17 protein-coding genes are annotated in these 20774 nt (G+C 47.6%); 10 read left to right on the top strand and 7 right to left on the bottom strand.

Annotated elements, in window-relative coordinates; genetic code table 11:
- Positions 1–252: 252 nt before the first annotated feature.
- The 3 genes from HGH92_RS01020 (at position 253) to HGH92_RS01010 (ending at position 2212) form a co-directional block, all read left to right on the top strand.
- A complete protein-coding gene (locus HGH92_RS01020) occupies positions 253–1158 on the top strand; it encodes a DUF4382 domain-containing protein (protein ID WP_168868915.1) in 906 nt (301 codons plus the stop codon).
- 112 nt (positions 1159–1270) lie between these two features.
- Positions 1271–1897 carry a toxin-antitoxin system YwqK family antitoxin gene (locus HGH92_RS01015; RefSeq protein ID WP_168868914.1) on the top strand — a complete coding sequence of 209 codons (627 nt, stop codon included), beginning with the start codon at positions 1271–1273 and terminating at the stop codon, positions 1895–1897.
- A 159-nt stretch (positions 1898–2056) separates the two neighbouring features.
- Positions 2057–2212 (top strand): hypothetical protein, encoded by a 156-nt coding sequence (locus tag HGH92_RS01010; RefSeq protein WP_168868913.1) that lies wholly within the window; start codon positions 2057–2059, stop codon positions 2210–2212.
- Positions 2213–2811: 599 nt separating this feature from the next.
- Here HGH92_RS01010 and HGH92_RS01005 read toward each other — a convergent pair.
- The 3 genes from HGH92_RS01005 to HGH92_RS00995 form a co-directional block, all read right to left on the bottom strand.
- Complete coding sequence (locus HGH92_RS01005) at positions 2812–3516, bottom strand: glutamine amidotransferase-related protein (protein ID WP_168868912.1); 705 nt, start codon at positions 3514–3516, stop codon at positions 2812–2814.
- An 89-nt stretch (positions 3517–3605) separates the two neighbouring features.
- Positions 3606–6008, bottom strand: a complete 2403-nt coding sequence (locus HGH92_RS01000; protein WP_168868911.1) for a glycoside hydrolase family 31 protein — start codon at positions 6006–6008, stop codon at positions 3606–3608.
- Between the two features lie 290 nt (positions 6009–6298).
- Positions 6299–7393, bottom strand: a complete 1095-nt coding sequence (locus HGH92_RS00995) for an oxidoreductase (RefSeq protein ID WP_168868910.1) — start codon at positions 7391–7393, stop codon at positions 6299–6301.
- A 145-nt stretch (positions 7394–7538) separates the two neighbouring features.
- On the opposite strand from HGH92_RS00995, the gene HGH92_RS00990 reads away from it, so the two are divergent.
- From HGH92_RS00990 to HGH92_RS34130, 4 genes are all read left to right on the top strand, one after another.
- Positions 7539–10655, top strand: coding sequence for a triple tyrosine motif-containing protein (locus HGH92_RS00990; protein ID WP_168868909.1), 3117 nt, complete (start codon positions 7539–7541; stop codon positions 10653–10655).
- A 47-nt stretch (positions 10656–10702) separates the two neighbouring features.
- Complete coding sequence (locus HGH92_RS00985) at positions 10703–11371, top strand: response regulator transcription factor (RefSeq protein ID WP_113614132.1); 669 nt, start codon at positions 10703–10705, stop codon at positions 11369–11371.
- A gap of 232 nt (positions 11372–11603) precedes the next feature.
- Positions 11604–11909 (top strand): DUF493 domain-containing protein, encoded by a 306-nt coding sequence (locus tag HGH92_RS00980; RefSeq protein WP_168868908.1) that lies wholly within the window; start codon positions 11604–11606, stop codon positions 11907–11909.
- A gap of 26 nt (positions 11910–11935) precedes the next feature.
- Positions 11936–13108, top strand: coding sequence for a glycosyltransferase (locus HGH92_RS34130; RefSeq protein ID WP_168868907.1), 1173 nt, complete (start codon positions 11936–11938; stop codon positions 13106–13108).
- On the opposite strand, the gene HGH92_RS00970 is transcribed toward HGH92_RS34130, so the two are convergent.
- From HGH92_RS00970 to HGH92_RS00955, 4 genes are all read right to left on the bottom strand, one after another.
- A complete protein-coding gene (locus tag HGH92_RS00970; RefSeq protein WP_168868906.1) occupies positions 13094–14170 on the bottom strand; it encodes a glycosyltransferase family 2 protein in 1077 nt (358 codons plus the stop codon). The genes HGH92_RS34130 and HGH92_RS00970 overlap by 15 nt on opposite strands.
- 11 nt (positions 14171–14181) lie before the next feature.
- On the bottom strand, positions 14182–15372 hold the full coding sequence (locus HGH92_RS00965) for a glycosyltransferase (RefSeq protein ID WP_168868905.1): 1191 nt from the start codon (positions 15370–15372) through the stop codon (positions 14182–14184).
- A gap of 27 nt (positions 15373–15399) precedes the next feature.
- Positions 15400–16569 carry a glycosyltransferase gene (locus HGH92_RS00960; RefSeq protein ID WP_168868904.1) on the bottom strand — a complete coding sequence of 390 codons (1170 nt, stop codon included), beginning with the start codon at positions 16567–16569 and terminating at the stop codon, positions 15400–15402.
- A 497-nt stretch (positions 16570–17066) separates the two neighbouring features.
- Positions 17067–17216: a hypothetical protein gene (locus HGH92_RS00955; RefSeq protein WP_168868903.1), complete on the bottom strand. Its 150-nt coding sequence runs from the start codon at positions 17214–17216 to the stop codon at positions 17067–17069.
- A 330-nt stretch (positions 17217–17546) separates the two neighbouring features.
- Here HGH92_RS00955 and HGH92_RS00950 point away from each other — a divergent pair, with 330 nt between their 5' ends.
- From HGH92_RS00950 to HGH92_RS00940, 3 genes are read left to right on the top strand one after another with little or no spacing between them, the layout of a single operon-like run.
- On the top strand, positions 17547–19454 hold the full coding sequence (locus HGH92_RS00950) for a DNA topoisomerase IV subunit B (protein WP_168868902.1): 1908 nt from the start codon (positions 17547–17549) through the stop codon (positions 19452–19454).
- Positions 19455–19464: 10 nt separating this feature from the next.
- On the top strand, positions 19465–20364 hold the full coding sequence (locus tag HGH92_RS00945; protein WP_168868901.1) for a DUF1835 domain-containing protein: 900 nt from the start codon (positions 19465–19467) through the stop codon (positions 20362–20364).
- Entirely contained in the window at positions 20361–20762 is a 402-nt protein-coding gene (locus HGH92_RS00940) for a hypothetical protein (RefSeq protein ID WP_168868900.1), read from the top strand. Before HGH92_RS00945 ends, HGH92_RS00940 begins: the two co-directional genes overlap by 4 nt.
- The last annotated feature ends 12 nt before the right edge of the window (positions 20763–20774 follow it).

Below are 20774 nucleotides of genomic sequence, written 5' to 3'. Positions count from 1 at the left end.
GGATTTTTCTTTTCATGTCTTTAAACCTTTTCCTTTTTATTCTATCTATAATCTTGACGTTTGAGAGACTGCAATAAGAGGAGAGATACAAGCGTTTTTGTATAGCATATAGCAACTAGTCATCGCCTGGTAAACGAATCCGAAGACACCAAAGAAGACCAACGATCCGGTGGTATTAACAGCCGGCTTCTATCTGCTAATAGCTATCATGCATCAGCCATAATTTTTTTATTGTATAAAAACCTACAAAGTATGAAAAGTACTCTCCTTAAACGGGGCTTGCTGGTATTGTCGATTCCAGTGCTGGCCGCCATCCTGTTGTACTCCTGTAAAAAAGACCAGTCTTCATCCACGGAGCCGATTCCCCAAAATCAGCAGAAGGTTAGTTTGTTTCTTTCAGATGATCCGGGCTTGTTCGACAAAGTAATGCTGGACATCCGTAAGGTAGAGGTATTGGTAGATACCTGCGGCAAGGCCGATGACGATAGCTGGAACGATAGCGACCGTTGCTGGTGGGACGAAGACCATGACCACGACCGTCAGGGCCGCGATTCCTGTCAGGTATGGGATTCCCTGAACATTCATCCGGGCGTGTATGACCTGCTGACGCTCCGCAATGGCGCTGATACTTTGCTGGCGGGCGGCCTGATAAAGAAAGGCGTGATGAAACAGATCCGTATTACGATTGGATCTAACAATTCCCTTGTGAAGAACAGTGTGACTTACCCGGTTACTTCCGTGTCCGGCCAGTCAAAAATTATTGTAAGGATCAGGCATAACGAATGGGACGAAGTGTCTACCGACAATCTGCAGCTGTGGCTGGATTTCGATATACAGCGTTCCATTATCCGTACCTGGAACGGTAAATTCATCCTGCGTCCGTACATCAACGTATTCACTATCCTGAAAATGGGCAGCCTCTCCGGCCGCGTTACGCCCTGGGATGCCTACCCTGTGATCTCCGTTTACAACAGCAACAAAGACACATTGTATGCTTTGCCCTGGAGAAGCGGTGAATTCAAAGTGCGCGGTTTGAAAACCGGTACCTGGAACGTGTATGTGAACACGTCCAACGGGTATAAAGACACTACCATTAACAATGTGACCATTGAGCGGGGTAAGGATACCAAGCTGGGAGATATTACATTACATAAATAGTAACGCAACTAAAAAGCAGCAAAGCCGGTGCACATCTCATGGTGCGCCGGCTTTTTTATTGCCCGGAGAAATGCATGTCAGAATTATTTAACTTGTGATAAAATAACAGCATATGCGAAAAATAATAGTGGGGACATTCATCGGGCTAATGGTGGCAACCGCAGGGTATGCTCAGGGGCAGGCCGGACAGCCACCTAAGCAGGCGAGGAACCAGAAAGATGCCCAGCAGCGCAAGCAGGGCTATTGGATAGAACAAGTGGAAGAGCTGCGTGGCGAACCAGGGTATATCTGGGAGGGGAATTATAAAAATGGCCGGAAAGAAGGCGTCTGGAAGAAAACGTCCCTTGGCGGGAATATCATTGCCGAAGAAACCTATAAGAACAATGTGCTGGACGGTTATTGCAAATACTTTTATCCTAACGGCAAGCGGGCCGAAGAAGGTGTTTATATGGCCACAGAAATAGAGGGGCAAAAAGATACCGTGATGGTGGTAGACCCTGTAAGTCAGCAGGAAACGCCGGTGGTGATTGTACGACAGGGTAATTCCGTGCGTAACGGCGTATGGAAGCTGTACGATGAAGATACCGGTAAAATGGCGAAGGCTTATTACAAAAGGGGAGAGCTTGTAACGCCGGAGGATATGGGGGAAGACAGCACCACTGTCGCAACGCCCCCTGCGGCACCTGCTCCTGCGACTTTGCCCCACCAGGCAGCGGAGAAGCGGAAAAAGCGGAATTAAAAGGGTTGAACAAAATGAACGGGTTTTTGCGTCAAAATGAAGGATAAAAGTTGTCCATTTTAGCTTTTTATTTTGTACTTTCAGCAAGGAGTAAATGATGAATAAGGCTCTGGTGGCAATGTTTACGCTATTTTATTGTGAATCCTTTAATTTGTTTGTATGAAAAACCTGATAATCAACCACGGAGATGGACCTCATGAATTGAATGGCCTGGAATCCACTCCTGACAGAACTGAAATTTTATTCCGCGCCATTTTTGTGTTGCTGGTTTTTTGCGCGCTGATTTCCATTTTCTTTTTGTCGATTTTTTATTGAGCAGCATATACCGGATATTTTGATATGCAGATATGATCGGTAACGTTCCTTCACTATCCCGACAAATTTTGCATAGCAGGATATCCGGATTTTTTTGTGTTGGTTGCTAAATGGATTTTGTTGCTGAAATGCTTTGCTGGCCTGCGTTTTGGGAGACTTAAATTTTAAATTGCCGGAAGCCTGACCTTCTTATAGTGCCGATTTCTTAATTCAATGTTAACGGATTCGTTCATTTTGTTCATTCTGCCTTCCGGGGCTGCCGGGATTTTGTGCATAGCATTTAAGCCATTAATTTTATGGTCTCTAAAGTTGGCATAGGTTAGGAACCCGGCGGCAGATCTCTATCTGAGAGCCTTTTTCTTTTAAAACCTTCTTTCGCCAGTTGTAATAATTTTCCTTCTTTTATTTGATCATTCATCATTGACAGTTAAGCTGTTGCGGCTATCCGTGTAGACATGGCAGACGATGTGCTGTCCGTGTGTTTGCCGATTAGGTAGCCCCGGCAAAACGCCATCCTTTACCATGTAGATCAGGGTGATGCATGTGTGTCCCTGGGATTGCTGATACCCTGCACGGCATACGCGCGACCTGCCGCGCCTTTACGATTCTGCCTGTGACTTAATACTTTGCAGGAAGCCGCTGATGAGCGGGTGCGGATGCGTAGCAGTGGAACTGGTTTGCGGCACAAAAAGCGTAGCGACATAAAAAGGATGCCCTTCGAGCTCCAGTATCCTGGCTTCCCCGGCAGCGTCAATACCAACCACCTGAAAACCATGCTCATGCAGCAACGTCTGGTAATCCGGATTTAATCCGAAGTTGCAATAATACCGTTCTGTTATCTGGTCTGTTTGTAAAGACCGGCCTGCCTTTGAATGCTGGTCCCTGATGTGAATTTGCAGTGTTTGCCCCACCAGTGAGCAGCTCAACGGCGTCACTACCAATCTGGAAGCATAGGGATCATACTCTGCGTGCGTCGCATCTTCCAGCTGCAGCACATGCCGCGCATATTCGATCACCATATGCTGAAATCCGCCACAGGTGCCAATAGCAGGCACACGGTGCTCTCTGGCGTACCGGATGATCTGTAACACACCGGCAAAATCTTTGTACGGGCTCCCCGGGGCAATCCAGTAGGCATCATAACCATTACAAATAGTTTCAAACTGCGGTAAGATGTTTTCTGTGGGAACCCAATCAAAGGTGACGGACATGCCCAGTTGACCGGCAGCATGCAGTATCGCATCGCCGGTGGCGATATGGGTGGCCGCCTGTGGGTCGTAATCTCCAATAATGGCAACTCTCATAAAAGGTAAATATTGATCTTCCTAAAAAAGACAAACCGGCCATGGGCATCCATCAGGATTCACATGACCGGTCTTGCAACAAAAAAGCACTACGCTTTGTGGATCGTAATATTTTCAAACCCACGGTCAACGATAAACGAAATAGTGCCGTCAGGTAAATAATGATCGTTCGTCAGTGTCAGCGACGTACCGTCTATCAGTACGGTGGCTGCTTTGAAAGGGAGTCCGTGCAGAATGATACGGTGATGGGTATACGCTACTTCATAGTTGACATAGTATTTTTTCTTCAGCGTAAATTGTTCCGCGGAAGAAGCCTGTTTGAAGTTGATCACATTGTACTGGCCGTTTTTGTAGCCGTAGTGATCGCCGGCATCTTCATAGAGCGTGCTCTTTGTGATTTCTTCGCCGTAATACACATGCAGCAGCATCTCAGTCACAGGAGATTCATAGGTATGCTGCATAACAGGGTAACGGGGAACAACCGTGCCGGCTTTGACAAACAGCGGCATTTCCTCCAGGGGTGTAGGTACGGTGGTCTGTTGGCCGCCGTTATATACAGTATCATTCCAGAAGTAGTACCATTTTCCCTGAGGCAGGTACACTGCTTTTTCCTTCATGCCTTCTTCACTGACATGGCTGATCAGCAGTGCGTCGCCCATCATGAATTCATGCGTACAGTTGTGGGTGGCCGGGTCATGCTGGGCCACGAAAGCGAGCGGACGCAGCATGGGAGTGCCGTATGTGGCGTACTGCCAGAAAGTGGTGTACAGATAAGGCAGCAGTTCATAACGCAGGGAAATGAATTTGGCGACTATTTTTTCATAGTCAGGGCCAAAGCTCCAGGGTTCCTGATTGAAACCGGTTTCGTTGCTGGCGGAGTGGGTACGCATCAGCGGATGAAAAGTGCCCAGCTGTATCCAGCGGGTATAAAGCTCTCCGTCGGGTTCACCGATAAAGCCGCCGATATCACTGCCCGCGAAAGAGAGGCCGGAGACGGCGAGGCGCTGACATTGTATGCTGGCCAGCCACAGATGTTCCCAGCTGGAAACATTGTCGCCGGTCCATACGGAAGACCAGCGTTGTGCGCCGGCATAGCAGGAGCGGGTGATCAGGAAAGGCCGGTTTGGCAGCAGGTATTTTTTCATGCCGGCAGCTGTGGCCTTGCTCATCAGATGGCCGTACACGTTGTGGGCTTTACGGTGGCTCACTTCTTCGCCGTCATAGTCATGCCGTACGTCTTCCGGGAAAGTGCCCATTTCAAAGACAGCGGGTTCGTTCATATCGTTCCAGACGCCACGGACGCCGGTTTCGGCGAGGCCTTTAAAAAGACTGCTCCACCATTCCCTGACTTCCGGATTGGTGAAGTCGGGGAATACACATTTACCCGGCCATACATCGCCTTCCATGAGGGCGCCGTCGGCCCGCTTGCAGAAGTAGTTGTTTTTCACACCTTCCTGGTAGATGCTGTAGTCCGGGTCTACCTTGATGCCGGGATCGATGATCACCACTACTTTAAAGCCTTGTGCTGCCAGGTCTCTGATAAGTCCTGCAGGATCAGGGAAATATTCTTTGTTCCAGGTAAAGCAGCGGAAGCCTTCCATATAGTCGATGTCGAGGTAGATGACATCGCAGGGAATGCGGCGGTTTCTGAATTCTGCGGCAATTTCCCGCACCCGTTTATCGGGGTAATAGCTCCAGCGGCACTGATGGTAGCCGAGCGTCCACAGGGGCGGCAGTTCAGGCGTACCGGTGATGCGGGTGTAAGTGGCGGCAACATCCAGCAGTTCGGGACCGTAGATGAAATAGTAGTTCATTTCGCCGCCGCGGGCCCAGAAGCTGCAGGCGTCTTCCCGTTCCTTGCCGAAGTCGAAGATGGTGCGGAAAGTATTGTCGAAGAAGATACCATACCCGATACCGTTGTGCAGCCCGTAATAGAAGGGAATGTTACGGTACAGCGGGTCGGTGTCTTTCTGGTAACCGTAGGCGTCGGTGCCGTAGTTTTCGAGGCGCTTGCCGCGAAGGTTCAGGTCTGTGGGCTTGTCACCGAGACCGTAAAAACATTCATCTTCCTGGACGAGCTTGCTACAATAAACGATTTTACCGCCTTTTTGCAGATAGTGCTGCCAGTGGAAGCCCATTTCATCCTGATTGATCACCTTCCCGTCTTTATCGGTGATGGTGATACGAAGATTGTCCCTGGCAATGAATACTTTCAGGACGTCGGTATATATTTCAAATGTTTCCTCCCATTCTTTAATGCCAAAGGAGATGGGGGATTCTTCGAGGGTATCGCTGGTAGCGTAGGAAAAATCACGCTGGAAAGTGCCGTCAGCAGCGTAACGGAAACGGATGATCTTGTCTGCGATCACCCTTACTTCCAAAATGGTTTCGCTGGTATAAAAACAAAAATAGTTTCCTTCTTTCTTCCATTCCCGGATAGCATCAGGGTAATGTTTAATACCGTATTTACTGGACGAGGTTTCAACTTGCATAGTCTCTTTTTGTGAATCACGGGCAACAGCCTGTGTTATTACCGGATTAATTTTCCCGGCTGTTGCATGGTCTTAAATTACATAAAAAAATCAGAGTAGTACAGACATTCGCGTTAGATGCGATAATTCCTGCGTTTACGATTTAAATCACTCGTTTGACAAAAAAGAGTGAAAATTGACTTGATTAGTTAGTAACTTCATATGGTAAATGTACTTTTTGCTTTAACCTATTTTTCCGGTGCGCCTTTCCAGGAGCACCTTTTTATTTGGTGTTTTGGGTTCCCCGTTTCTTATTCTACCTTTTCCAAACGCGCGATGGATTTGCCCGCCAAAAATAGGCGTTTTCCATTTCCCGATTTTGCCGCGCAGTGAAATCCTTCTCCAATCTTCTGCCAGTTTTTACCACCGTCCGTAGAAATATCCGTGCCGGAGGTGCCAGTGGCCACCAGTATTTGCGGCGTGAGCCAGGCAACAGCGGACTTGAAACCGCCGAGCGCCGTTACGGGGGCGGACCAGGTACGGCCGCCATCGCCGGTAAGCAGACAGTTTTGTTGACGAATAGTGTCTTGCCTGTAATCACCGCCCACCACGATGCCGGTGCGGTTGTTCAGGAATGCCACAGAAAAGGCGCCTGTGCTGGCTTGTCCCTGCAGCAATGGCAGCGGCCTGCTGTTCCAGCGGGTACCGGACAGCTGATGGAAGCGCGACACAGTGCCACCGGTAACGAAGACGGTCAGCCCATTGCGGGCAATGAGACTGGTACCGCTGGCAGCGAAAATAGATTCGCCGGCAAGCGCTTCGGGAGATTGCGCCGGTGTATCCTGTTGCCAGGTGTGGCCACCATCGTGTGTGCGGAGCATGGCAAAATGTTGTTGCAGCGGGTCGCCAATAGCGATGCCTTCCTGATCGTTATAAAATGCCACAGCATCAAAGAAGATACCAGGCGTGGCGTTGAAGTACACCTGTTGCCAGGATTGGCCACCGTCTTCGGTAAGGAATACATGTGCCGGTTCTCCGGCATTGATCACCACCGCTTTCCGGTCATTGAAGGCATAAAGGGAGCGCCAGTCGCAGCTGTCGCAGGCTTTTACCTGATGCCATTCCCAGGTGTCGCCTCCATTGATGCTGCGTCCTACCATGCCGCCCGTGCCGGAGGCCCATACAACATCGTCTGTAACGGCGCTAAGGCCACGTATGCTTTTCAGGGGCGGATGCGCCTCCAGTACATGTATTGAATAAGGTTGGCCGTTTTGTGCCGATGCCTTGAGGCATGGGATTGTCAGCATCCATAATAGGAGGCTGGAGGGCAGCATTCGCTTCGCGAAAATCATCAACCGGAAGGCAATGGAAAACGGAAGTTGCCTGTAGTGAGAAAGTATGGACATTAATTATAATATTTATTTCCAATCTGTTAAACCGCAAGAAAAATACAAAATAGCTAGAAAGTGTGGCGCAGAATTATATATTTGCAAAAACAGCCTAAACCAGCTTACTGTCAATAACTAAATCAGCGTGCTTCATTCCCGCCACTTGAAAAAACTTTTTCACCTGAGCCTATGCGCCCTTCTGTTGGGTACCAGCATGCTATATGCGCAGGAGAAGCCGTATATTTTTGACAGCTACAGCGTAAATGACGGGCTTTCCCAAAGCACTGTTTTTGATATCACGCAAGATGACCAGGGGTTTCTCTGGATTGCCACCCGTGATGGCATCAACCGTTTCGACGGGTACACTTTCAACGAATACCGTTACAAGCCCAGCTCCCAGCTAAGGGCGGGAGAGGGGAAAGGAGAACTGGTACCACGCGGCAGCAATGGTAACCGGGCGGTGATCAACCGGTTTGACCTGAAAGGATACAAAGGATACTCATTCTATCGTGACAGCCGACATCAGCTGTTGCTGGCCCATAATAATGGTATCAGCCTCTACGATAAATACCGCAATAATTTCCGCACCGTATTGGTAGACACCTCCAATGTGAATGCACAGGAACGGGATGCCAATGTCAAATTCAGGATACTGGGGGAAGACACCGCTACCCGGAGCCTTTGGGTGTGGCGGCCCATGAAAGGGCTGTACGTACTGGATGACAGTACCTACGCGATCCGCCGTATTATCCTGTACCCGTCCCAGTTTCAACGTATGGGCATCATCCCCTCCGCGCTGCTGAAAGACGGTAATACCATCTGGATGAGCGGCGACGAAGGAGAGCTGTTGGCACTGGACATTAAAACATTGCGGTTGCAAACCTACTGTCTGCCGGGTGTGGGCAAAAGCCCTATCATGCGTGACCTGAACGCGGATTCCCTGTTGATCGTCAGTGAAGGCCACGTTATCGTATTCAACAAGCGCCGGAACAAATTCAGCGACCTGAGCTATGATTACCGCAATGAATGGGGCGATGAATTTACGCCCAATGTGATGGAGATCGATCATGAAGGCAACGCCTGGATCGGCGGAACAGACGGTATTCTTATCTATAGCATCGCCCGCAATGAAATTATCCGGCATATTGTCAGCTTCAATACATTTGAAACACGCTCTTTTAACCTTGTCAGCTATCTCTACCGCGATGGTTCTGATAATATGTGGGTGGGTACAGACGGAGACGGACTGAAGAAATATTCCCCGCATAAAAAGGTGTTCAACCTGTACCGTTCTCCTTATATTTCTCACAACATGGTGCAGGCGGTATATAAGCACGATGACGGCAAACTGTATGTAGGCCTGATGCGTGACGGGCTCAACATCTACGGGGACCAGGGCAAGTTCCTTGAACGTATCAGCAATGAGTTATACCCGCATAAGTTCCCGGGCAACGATCTGGGCGCTATCTGCCGTGAAAATTTTGAACATCTGTGGCTGCATTTTGCCGGGATGCATATCGGATTGTTCAATGTACAGACCAAAGGCTTCCGGGACCTTACCGCCAAAGTGGAGGCGTTAAAACTGCCGCCGCAGAAAGATCCGTTCCCTTTCCTGTTCAAGCGTGCCAACGGGGAGTTGTATTTTAATTACGGCCGTTACCTGTTGCGTTTTGAAGAACATGGCGGGTTTGATTATACCGTGTCTGTGGTACATGACTTCCAGGACGAATTGCTGACCACCTACTTTGAAGACCATATGGGCAATCAATATGTGGGGACCAAGTCTGCCTTGTATATCAAACATTTGGCTGATTCGCACTGGCGGTATGTGCGGCTGCCGGAAGGCACTACAGTAAAGGGGATCAACAAAACCCCGCATAAAGAGCTGCTGATAGCCACCAATAAGGGGCTGTTTGTATACGATGCTTCGGAGCGGTTAAAAACACATTATAACAGTTACGACTATCCGAAACTGATCAATGACTACATGTACGGCGTGTTACTGGATGATAAAGACCGTATCTGGGTGAGCCACAACAAAGGTGTTACACAGATCAATCCGGTAACCAAGGAGATCACCACGTTTAATCATGAAGACGGGCTGCAATCCAACGAGTTCAATACCGGCGCCTTTTATAAGTCGATTGACGGTGAGTTGTTTTTTGGCGGTACCCGTGGCGTAAATGGTTTTTATCCGAAAGATTTCCGGAAAAACCCTTTCAATTCCAAGGTGATCATCCGCAGGATGGAAGTGCTGGACAAGCCCTATGAGTCAGATACGGCGATATCACTGCTGAAGCGGGTAGAGCTGCCATATAATCAGAATACGATCGCCATAGAGTTTGTGCCGCTGGAATATACCAATCCATTGAAAAACAAGGTGCAGTATAAGCTGGAGGGTGCCGATGAAGACTGGGTGGAAGCCGGCGCGTTCCGGATGGCGCGTTATACGAACCTTCATCCGGGCAGTTATGTATTTAAAGTAAAGGCTTCTAACAATGATGACAGCTGGAATACCACGCCTACCATGCTGGAGATACAGATCAGGATACCGTTCTGGCAATCGTTGTGGTTTAGATTTTTATTGTTGTTGTTGCTGTTAGGCATTGCATATTATTTTTCTACGTTGTATCTTGATTATAAAATAAGGCATGAGAAGCTGAAACTGGAAAAGGAGCAGGCAGTAGATCAGGAGCGGGCGCGTATTTCCAGTGACATGCACGATGATTTGGGGTCTGGTTTGTCCACGATCAGGCTGCTGAGCGAAATAGCCAAAAGAAAGATACCGGATACATCACAAACGAAAGAGATTGAGCGAATCAGTGAAACCGCCGGGGAGATGATCGACAAGATGAGTGAAATCATCTGGGCGATGAATTCCTCCAATGATTCCCTGGCCAATCTGATCGCGTATATGCGCAGTTTTGCTGCCGATTTCCTGGAGCATGCGCACATCTCGCATCAGTTTTTCTTCCCTGAAGTTATCCCGGACATCAAACTTAGCGGCGGTACCCGGCGGAACATTTATCTGGCCGTAAAGGAATCATTGCATAATGTGATGAAACATGCCAAGGCCAGTGAGGTAATCATAGAAGTGAAAATGCATAAAAACATGACGATCATGATCAAAGACAATGGCAAAGGGTTTGACCAGGAGAAAGTCCGTTTGTTTGGCAATGGCTTGAAAAATATTCAGAAGCGGATGATGGCAGTGGGAGGTAATGCAGATATCACTTCCAACAATGGGACAATAGTTTTTCTCGATATCCCACTAAATTAACATACATTTGTTTTAAGTAACATTTAAGTGTTATAATTCCTATAAACATGACGGTATACTCAAAGAAGAAGTCCCAGGATAACATGGACATCATTTCTATTGCGATAGTAGAAGATAACCATGATATCCGCACGGCTATGGAATTGCTGATTAATGGTTCTGACGGTTATGCCTGTGTTGGCACCTTCAATAATGCAGAAACCGCACTGGAGCAAATCCCTCAATTGCTGCCCAACGTAGTACTGATGGATTTTAATCTTCCCGGTGGGATGAACGGTATTGAATGTATTGCCCGGTTGAAAGCAGAGTACCAGGATATGCAGTTTATGATGCTCACTGTATATGAAGATGACGACAAAATTTTCATGGCACTGGAAGCCGGTGCAAGTGGGTACATCCTCAAAAAAACCTCTCCCGGTGAGCTGTTGGAAGCCATCAGGGACCTGCATGAAGGCGGTTCGCCTATGAGCTCGCAGATTGCCAGAAGGGTAGTGGCCTTTTTTCAGAAACAAGCCAAACCTAATCCGGCTCTGGAAGCACTGACCACGCGTGAAAAAGAAATTCTGGACCAGTTGTCCAAAGGTTTCCTGTATAAGGAAATTGCCAGCAATCTGTTTATCAGTATAGAAACAGTAAGAAGGCACGTTCATAATATTTATGAGAAACTGCATGTCCGTAGCAGGACTGATGCGGTAAACAAATACTACAACCGCTAAACATATCAGGGGTGGGCCTGAAGCCACTAAGGCTTTCAGGCCCGCTCAATTTTATTTAAACGATAGTTACGCCCCAGTCTTCATCTGTCTCCCGTATTTCTAATATACTATCCTGCGGAAAACTATTCATGAAATAACTTTTACATGATAATATCATTTTATTATTAATGTGTTGGCTGTAAGCGCCTAAAATTGGTTAATTTGCAGGTTTGGTAATTAATAAACACAGAAAATGGCAATTGAAGAGAACAGGGATGCCAACTTGAGCGGAGATCCATATGAGAATTTTCGGACGTTATTGCAACAGTCTATCGTCTCTCCTACAATTTATACCTTTAAGTTTATCGTGAAGGCGGAGGAAGAAAAGATCGCCGCGTTGAAATCGGTGTTTGCCGGTACTCCGGCGGAGATCACTGCCATCAATTCATCTAACGGGAAATACAGGTCATTTACCATAAAGCTGCTGGTGCAGAACGAAGAAGAAGTGATCAGCTATTACAAGGAAGTGTCGAAGATCGACTCTGTCATTATGTTATAAAGACCATACGTTTTAATTTTTTATAAGTGAAGCGATTATTGTTCTACTTTCCGGTCAACCCACTGGCGAAAAATGCAGGCAATGTGACCAGGGCTTTAGGTTTCCTGGAATATTTCAAAAAAAGAAACCTGGAAGTCGATTTTGTATCTGAAAAACACTGGGGTACGTTTACTGATGAAGGGATCACCGGGTTGAAAGCAACAGGCCTGGTAAATGAAGTATACCTGCTGGAAAGAAAACCGAAGAAAGGAAATCCCGTTTCTTATTTTTTTGGATATAAACTCCCGAACAAAACATTAATCAGGAAGACCAGTCCGAAAGGAGGGATTCTTAACCGCGTGACTTTACATCTGCAGCAGCAGTTCAATGAAGTGCTTTCCCGGAAGCATTACGATTATATTATCATCAGCTACGCTTTCTGGGCCGACCTGATCTATAAAAATCCCCTTGCTGCCAAATCGCTGACCATCATAGATACACATGACCTGGAATCCTCGCTGCTCCAGCATGAGCCGGGGTTTGACGTAAGCGTGGCGCTGGGCGATGAGTTAAGGCGCCTGGAGCTTTATGACCAGGTATGGGCCATTTCGCCGGAAGAGAGTTATTTCTTCTCCCAGTTTCTTGGCGACCGCGTAAAATACATTCCCATGATGCTGCCTGATCCCATACCCGTCAGCAGCAAGACGACGCCGGAATATGATCTTGTGTATGTAGCCAGTGACAACGCTAAAAATATTATGTCGGCCGCCTGGTTCTTCAATGAAGTGTATCCATTGCTGTCTCCTGATATCAGGCTGGCAGTGGTAGGCACCATTACCGCCCATGTGCCCAAAGACCTGCCAAATGTAACACTCGTTCCCTACGTTCAGCACCTGGAAACGATGTATGTCAATGCGCGTGTGGCTTTGTCACCCATGCTGGAGGGAACAGGCGTGAAGGTAAAAGTGGTGGAAGCCCTGTCGCACGGCCTGCCGGTAGTATGTACGGAAAGAGGAACGGACGGCTTACCGTTTAAAAGCAATAACGGTTGCCTGGTGGCTGAAACGCCCGGCCAGTTTGCACAATTCGTAGAGCAGCTTTTGCAGGACCATGATTTCTATAAAAAGCAGTGTGAGATGGCGAAGAATACTTTTCTGCAATGTTTCTCCGCTGAAGAAGTTTCCAAACGCCTGGACGCAGCCTTGTCAATTACCGGATGAGGGCCGGTCGAACGCGTATTTTTTTTCATAAGTCCTGAAGTAACGGTCAGCCAGTCGCGGACTGATCCTGCTCAGGAATAAGCCGATATGAAGAACAGGGACTCTTTTTCTGTAGGTCTTGAAGAGGGAAGCTCTTTCCCATCCCAGGTCTGCACTGTGTTTTTGCAGCAATTTTATAAAGGCGCGGTATGCTTCTTTTGTAGCAGCATGGCTGTACCGGTACAATTCGAAATAACCACCGTAAATAATCACACGGGCATTATGGTAACGGCTGAAATCATTGCGGTACCTGGACCATACCCCTTTGGAAAGAAGAAATGATTTCATTTGCTGGTCTGCCTGATAAAAGAGCGCTACTTTATCTGCCCTGAAACCGCTGTTCATGGTAGACGCTTCTCCTTCTGTTCCCCTTTGAAGATAGTAGTAGAAATAACCGCTGATACAGGTCAGCCTGGTAGCGTGATAAACCGCTTCCAGCATAAAAGGGGAGTCTTCGAAAATACGTTGACGGAACCGGATATGATGTGTTTCGATCAGTGAGCGTTTGTACAGCTTGCCCAGTGTGGCGGTGTTCACTGCATCTTTCCTCACGGTGTTTTCCGCAAGAAAACAGGAAACGAGGTCTTCATGGAAGACAGCCGGGTCGTATTCAAATTTATACAGTTCTTCCAGCTTGCCATCGGCTTGCTTTTTTACGCTTTTGTAGCCAAAACAAACTATGTCTGCGTTTTCCTTCAACGCCGCTTCCACTGCCCGTTCCAGGGTGACGGGGTCCAGCCAGTCGTCGCCATCCAGGAAGAGGACGAATTCGCCGGTGGCGTTATCCAGCCCGTTGTTCCGGGCGGCACCCTGTCCTGCGTTTTCCTGGTGCAGGGACCTGATATTCGGGTATTTCTCCGCTGCGGCCTTGAGTATCTCCGCTGAGTTGTCCGTAGAACCATCATTCACAAAGAGCAGCTCCGTATTGGGATAGGTTTGCCCCACCAGCGACTGGATGGTGGTTTCCAGATATGGAGCGAGGTTATAGACCGGTATGATGACTGTTACTAGCGGAGATGGCATGCTGAAATATTTTATGGCTGGTTAACCTTTAAAGCGGCATCAATTCGTTGGTACACTTTTTCTGCTGCAAATGTTTTCCTGAAAGAGGCGGCGCTCCATGCACTTTGTTCTGCAAACAGTGCGGGATCGGTCAGCAGGCGGGTGATGTGATCTGCAAACCCGGCAGGGCTTTCTGATACGAGGCAGCCATTGTCGGTTTTTTCCGGCAGCCCGTCCAGTCCCCTCTCGTTACAAACAACGGGCTTGCCGTAAGAGAAAGCTTCCAGTACTTTTATTTTGACGCCGGTGCCGGCCAACATAGGACATATCACTACTTTCGAAGCCAGGTAATAATCGCTCAGGTCTTCCACGAATGGAAGACAAGTTACATTACTGAGGCCTTGTGGAATATGTGCATTGATCTTGCCTATGATGCAAAGGCGGTACGACTGTGGCAATAAGGGGTATACCTTATCAAAAAACCAGGCGGCTGATTTTTTATTGTTTTCATTATCTGATGCCACATAGATAATATCGTATTTCTTTTCTGTCCGGCCATCGTCTTGCCTTGGCTCTTCCACCATGGTAGGGATGTAGAGCGTTTCTTTCCGAATGAACTGGCTGAAAAAATAATTCTCCTCACCCGAACAGGCCCATATCTGGTCGTACAGGGAAAGTCTTCTGATCTCATCTCCGAGGGCGGCGCCTACGTTCACGTTTTTATCCAGCTGGTGTTGTGAGGCCATCAGGTCATGCGTGTCCATGATGGTGCAGGCACCGTTGATAAATGGGTTGTCTTTGATCAGATCTGCATAATAGGCATAGGAGATAATGATATAGTCATATTTATTTTGCTGAAGCAGTTTGTCGAATTCCCTGCGCAGGTGCAGATTCACCAGGTTGGGCAGGCCACCTTTTATGGGGTTGAGCTTGCGGTTGAACAGCATGTGCGGCAACTTGTACTGGAAAAAGTAAACAAGCGGATTTTTTTTGGGTGGCTTACGGGACCAGAACCAGGCATTTTCTACAAACCCGCTGTTTCTCACCATGTCCATTTCTTCAGGTGTAATTTTCTCCCAGTCGCCCTGGCGGGACACCAGGTCTACTTTCATGCCCCTGCTCTTAAAATACCGGAGAAGGGTGATGGCCCGGGTTTGGGCGCCACTTTGCCTGCCGATAGGATTATAAGGGAAGAAGTATAAAACGCGTTGCTGTTTAGCCATGCTGATGGTGATTTTACAAGATGAGTGTTAGTTGGCGCTGGTGTAGTTGAGTGCTTTGTCCAGTTTTTTGTATACGTTGGCTGCTGCGAAATTATTCCTGAAGGAAGCGGCACTCAGTTCGCTTTGTGTTGCATGAAAGGCCTTGTCTTCCAGCAATTTCAGTATATAACCGGCAAACTCGCGCGGGTCCTGTGTTACGAGGCAGCCGCAATTGTTTTTGTCCGGCAGTCCGTCCATGCCTCTTTCGTTACATACAACAGGCAGTCCGAATAACATGGCTTCCACCACTTTTATTTTCACGCCGGTTCCGGAAAGCATAGGACATATCACTACTTTCGACGCCAGGTAATATTCGCTGAGGTCTTCTGCAAACGGTACCAGCGTAATATTTTTATGGCCACCAGGAATAAAACGGCAGATCGATCCGACCACACAAAGCGTGACGTGGCCAGGAATCAAGGGAAATACCTGTTTGAAGAACCAGTCAGCCGCCGCAAGATTGTGCGGGTTATGCGAGGCTACATAGATCAGGTCGTATTTCACGGGAACATCCTTTTTTATATTCGCCGGTTCTTCCACCATGGTCGGAATATATTTCACCTGGTTTTTCAGGAACTGGCTGAAGAAATAGTTTTCTTCCGGAGAGCATAGCCAAACCTGGTCGAACCGCGATAATCTTTTTAATTCGTCACCCAATGCTATGCCACGTTCCACGCCTTTGTCGTGTTGGTGTTGCGCGGCCAGCAGATCGTGCGTGTCGGCGATAGTAACGGCATTTCCTATGCGTGGGTTGTCTTTTATAAGGTCAGCCCAGTAAGCATAACTGACAATGATATAATCGTACTGGTATTGTTCCAGTATGTTGTTGAATTTCTCCTGTAGATAAGGGCTTACGTGGTTAGGGATTGCGCCTTTTACACGGTGCAGCAGTTTGGGTATTTTATACGAGAAAAAGTATTGAAGGAAATTTTTCTTGGCCGGTTTTCTGGGATAAAACCATGCGTTCCTGACTTGTCCGCTTTCTTTGAATGCTTTGATATTTTCCGCTGAGGTCACGCCCCAATAGTCGGTCAGCGAAAAAAAATCAACCTCCATGCCCCGTTCCTTAAAATACTGTAGCAACGTAATTACACGGGTTTGTGCGCCGCTGGTTTTTTCTATCGGATTTAAAGGAAAAGTGAAAAGGACTTTACTCATGTCAGGCTTGCGATAAATTCGCGGCAAAGCTAGAGAAAATAAGTTAAATATTCTAAATGTTTGTTTTATAATTTGTTAGATATGTGTATTGATTTAATAATATACTTTTCCAGTGGAATACCAGAAGTGAGGGAACGATCTTGACAATGATCGGGTGAGTATATTAAAACGAAGACGGGATGTAGAAGTTACAGGTAAAGGTGATTTACCGGTCAAATAAAATTGGGCGTATGGGAAAGCCCCTTTAAGACTTTCCCGTACGCCCTTTATAGTTCTTTACTTCGTTGCGTGTTTGCGCAACAAGTGAGCACAGAGTACCACTGCGGCAATGATAAGACATGCCGTTTTGAATAACAGACCAGTTTTCATAGGATGGGATTGTATGGTTAAATAATTTTTCCCTGTGTACAAAAACATGACACTCCTCTGAAGGCGATAGCCAGACTGATGCTCTTTTGCTGATAGTAATGTAGAAAGACCTTGCTGTGGGTGACAGATTACCGCATCATTTGCCAGGAATCAAATTTCCGGATGAGGCGGAGGAATTTATTACCGATATTGTTTTCCTGTTCCCGGCGAATCATGTAAGTTGCGATAACTGCCGCGACCAGGGCGATTAAAACGAGAATGATAAAAAGTGTTTTCATAAGGACATAGGTTAGGATGTTTTCAATAAATGTGTGTGTCTTGAGTAAATATAATGAATTATTTAAATAAAAAATATTTTTTATAGAAATTATTGAATAACCCAATGGAAAAATATGATAATATATAGATGTGCCCCTTCTTACCCCAAAAATTAACATGATCAATACATTGATAATTAATAATCTAGACATATTGTATAACTAATACTTGGGATGATTCACTGAATCCTTTATTTTTGCCAGCAATCGGATTTTGCTAAAAGATTTAGTATCCTTGCAGCAGCTTTTTAAACCCTAGGAAAATAAATATTTAGGAAACTTTAATATAATATGGCAAACACGGATAAGACGGATAACAAAGATCTATTTGCTTCCTATACGGAAGACTCCATACGGTCACTGGACTGGCGGGAGCATATCCGGCTCCGTCCAGGTATGTACATCGGTAAGCTGGGCGACGGTTCCAGCATGGACGACGGCATTTACATCCTGCTGAAGGAGGTGGCCGACAACTGTATCGACGAGCATACCATGGGCTTTGGCAAGCAGATAGACCTGAAAGTGACCGAGCACAATGTGACTGTGCGCGACTTTGGTCGTGGCATTCCGCTGGGCAAGGTAGTAGATGTGGTGAGTAAGATCAATACCGGCGCCAAATACGACAGCAAGGCCTTTCAGAAATCTGTAGGCCTTAACGGGGTGGGTACCAAAGCGGTGAATGCCCTCTCCAGCTATTTCCGCGTGCAGTCAGTGCGTGATGGCCGCATGAAAGTGGCAGAGTTTGAACGTGGCGTACTGATCAAGGAACACAAGGAAACCGCTACTTCTGAACCCAACGGGACACTGGTGACCTTTACACCGGACGATACTGTTTTCAAAAACTATCGTTTCATCCCAGAATTCCTGGAAAACCAGATCTGGAACTACTGCTTCCTGAATGCCGGCCTGACAGTGAATTTCAACGGGAAAAAATATCTCTCCAAAAACGGTCTGCTGGACCTGCTGCAGCGTAAAACCAACGAGGAAGACCTGCGCTATCCCATCATCCACCTGAAAGGAGAAGACATTGAAGTGGCCATCACCCACGAAAACCAATACGGTGAGGAATACTATTCCTTCGTCAACGGTCAGCATACTACCCAGGGCGGTACGCACCTGGCGGCTTTCCGTGAGGCTTTCGTGAAAACGGTACGTGACTTCTACAAAAAAGATTACGAAGCCACCGATATCCGGTCATCCATCTGTGCGGCTGTTTCCGTTCGGGTACAGGAACCGGTGTTCGAATCACAGACCAAAACCAAACTGGGCTCCCAGGTGGTATTTGAAGGCGGTCCTTCTGTCAAGGCGTTTATACTGGACTTTCTGTCCAAACACCTGGACGACTTCCTGCATCGCAATCCCGCTGTGGCCGATGCCATGAAAAAACGCATCGAGCAAAGCGAACGCGAAAGGAAAGAACTGGCCGGCATTAAAAAACTGGCCAACGAAAGAGCGAAAAAAGCCAACCTGCATAACCGCAAACTGCGTGACTGCCGTTTTCACCTCAACGATGAATTTACCGGCAAAGAGAAAGCTGAACTGGAAACAAAACGACTGGAAACTACCATCTTCATTACGGAAGGTGATTCCGCCAGCGGTTCCATCACCAAATCCCGCAACGTGGAAACACAGGCGGTGTTCAGCTTACGGGGTAAACCGCTGAACAGTTTCGGCCTCACCAAGAAGATCGTATACGAAAACGAGGAGTTCAACCTGCTGCAACACGCCCTCAATATTGAAGAGGGGCTGGAAGGGCTGCGCTACAACAACATCGTGGTAGCTACCGATGCCGACGTGGACGGTATGCACATCCGCCTGCTGATACTGACTTTCTTCCTGCAGTTTTTCCCTGACCTGGTGAAAAACGGGCACGTATATATCCTGGAGACACCGCTGTTCCGCGTACGCAACAAACAGCAAACCATTTACTGTTATTCCGAAGAGGAGAAACAGAAAGCGGTGAAAAAGCTGGGGAACAAACCAGAGATCACCCGGTTTAAAGGATTGGGTGAAATTTCCCCGGACGAATTTGGCCGCTTCATTGGTGATGATATCCGCATAGAGCCGATCATCCTGTCTAAAGACATTCACATCCAGAAGTTACTGGAATACTACATGGGCAAAAACACCCAGGCCAGACAGGAATTCATCATCAACAACCTGCGGTACGAAAAGGACCTGATTGAAGAAGAAATTTAAATAAACGAAGATGGGGCTTTTACACATTGTGTTTGGCGAGGCATCTGTACCGGTTTTGACAGAAGCCGTCAACATGGACGAAAAAATGCAGGGCGAACTGCTTTGCTTTGAAGACGACCTGTCTGTTGGCCCGTTGTTTATACTGGACACCAAAGAAGGACAAGCCAACCGTCGCCAGTGGTGGCTACAGCTGGCGGCTGTTCCGCAGGCGCCGGTGCAGCAACCGGAGTTAACACCGGAAACAACCGGGCAGGAAGCTCCTGCAGTGCCGGCCGTGGAAGAAGCGCCCGGTGACGCAGACAGGCTGAAAGCCCTGAAAACACAACTGAAAGAAGAGCAGGACCTCGAAGTATGGATATGGGCAGGTCAGAATGCCCGCGATGTATGCGGTTATTACTGGCTGGTAAGCCAGCTGTATGATTTCGCAGGCCGCATCTATATCATCTACCTGAACAACCTGCCTTTCCTCAATGAAAAAGGCGCTGTTTTTTATCCTACCCATCTGCACCAGATATTGCCTAAAGAATATCTTAAAGCAAAAAAACTCGCCAGGGCTATCTCCCTCGCGGAGTTTGAACTGGACGGGGAAGAGTGGCACCGCCTTATGAATGAAAACGCCGGTATCCGGATGCTGGAAGGCGGAAAAAAAATCAAGGGAGAGCCTACGCTGTTTTATGACAAGGAGCTGCTGGCACAAACCGGTAAAGAGTTTGTCAAAGCGTGGCGTGTGGTACAACAGGTTACCGGTAAACTGAAATATCCGGTGATGGACCAATTCCTGGGATGGCGCCTGAAAGAACTGGTGAAAGAGGGTAAAGTGGAAAGCAAAGGAGACCTGAAAACAATTCGTGACTTTGAAGTGAAGCTGCCGGGAGAAGACAATAACACTGCAAATCCTGTAACGGAATGATAAAAGTAACCACCCTGTCTCTCGCCGGGGAAGACGACCGGGGAAGCAACTATCTCTGGGACTGTACCCGCACCGGGGAATTTATGCTCTGTTACCGGCATGCCGGCAGCAGCAGCGGCCAGCATTACCATACCGGCATCAGCGACAACAAAAATCCGGAGATCATGTTCCTGCTCACCGGTAAAGCGCTGATCCACTGGTGCCCGGTAGGAGGAGATGAAATCCGTACCATCGAAGTAGTGGCGCCGGCCCGCGTGGAAGTGCCTGTCAACGTATGGCACCAGCTGATCGCGGAAACGGACTGCTGCTTTATAGAACTGAACTCCATGGCCGATGTACAGAAAGACAGCGTACGTGTCTGGAGAACAGATCTTGAAAAAATGTTTATCGAAAAATAGTAAGCGTATTAT

This window comes from Chitinophaga varians (assembly GCF_012641275.1).
In the GTDB taxonomy this organism is placed as follows: Bacteria; Bacteroidota; Bacteroidia; order Chitinophagales; family Chitinophagaceae; genus Chitinophaga; species Chitinophaga varians_A.
Note: the sequence above shows the minus strand (reverse complement) of the source record. Positions and strands in the feature narration are given on the sequence as shown.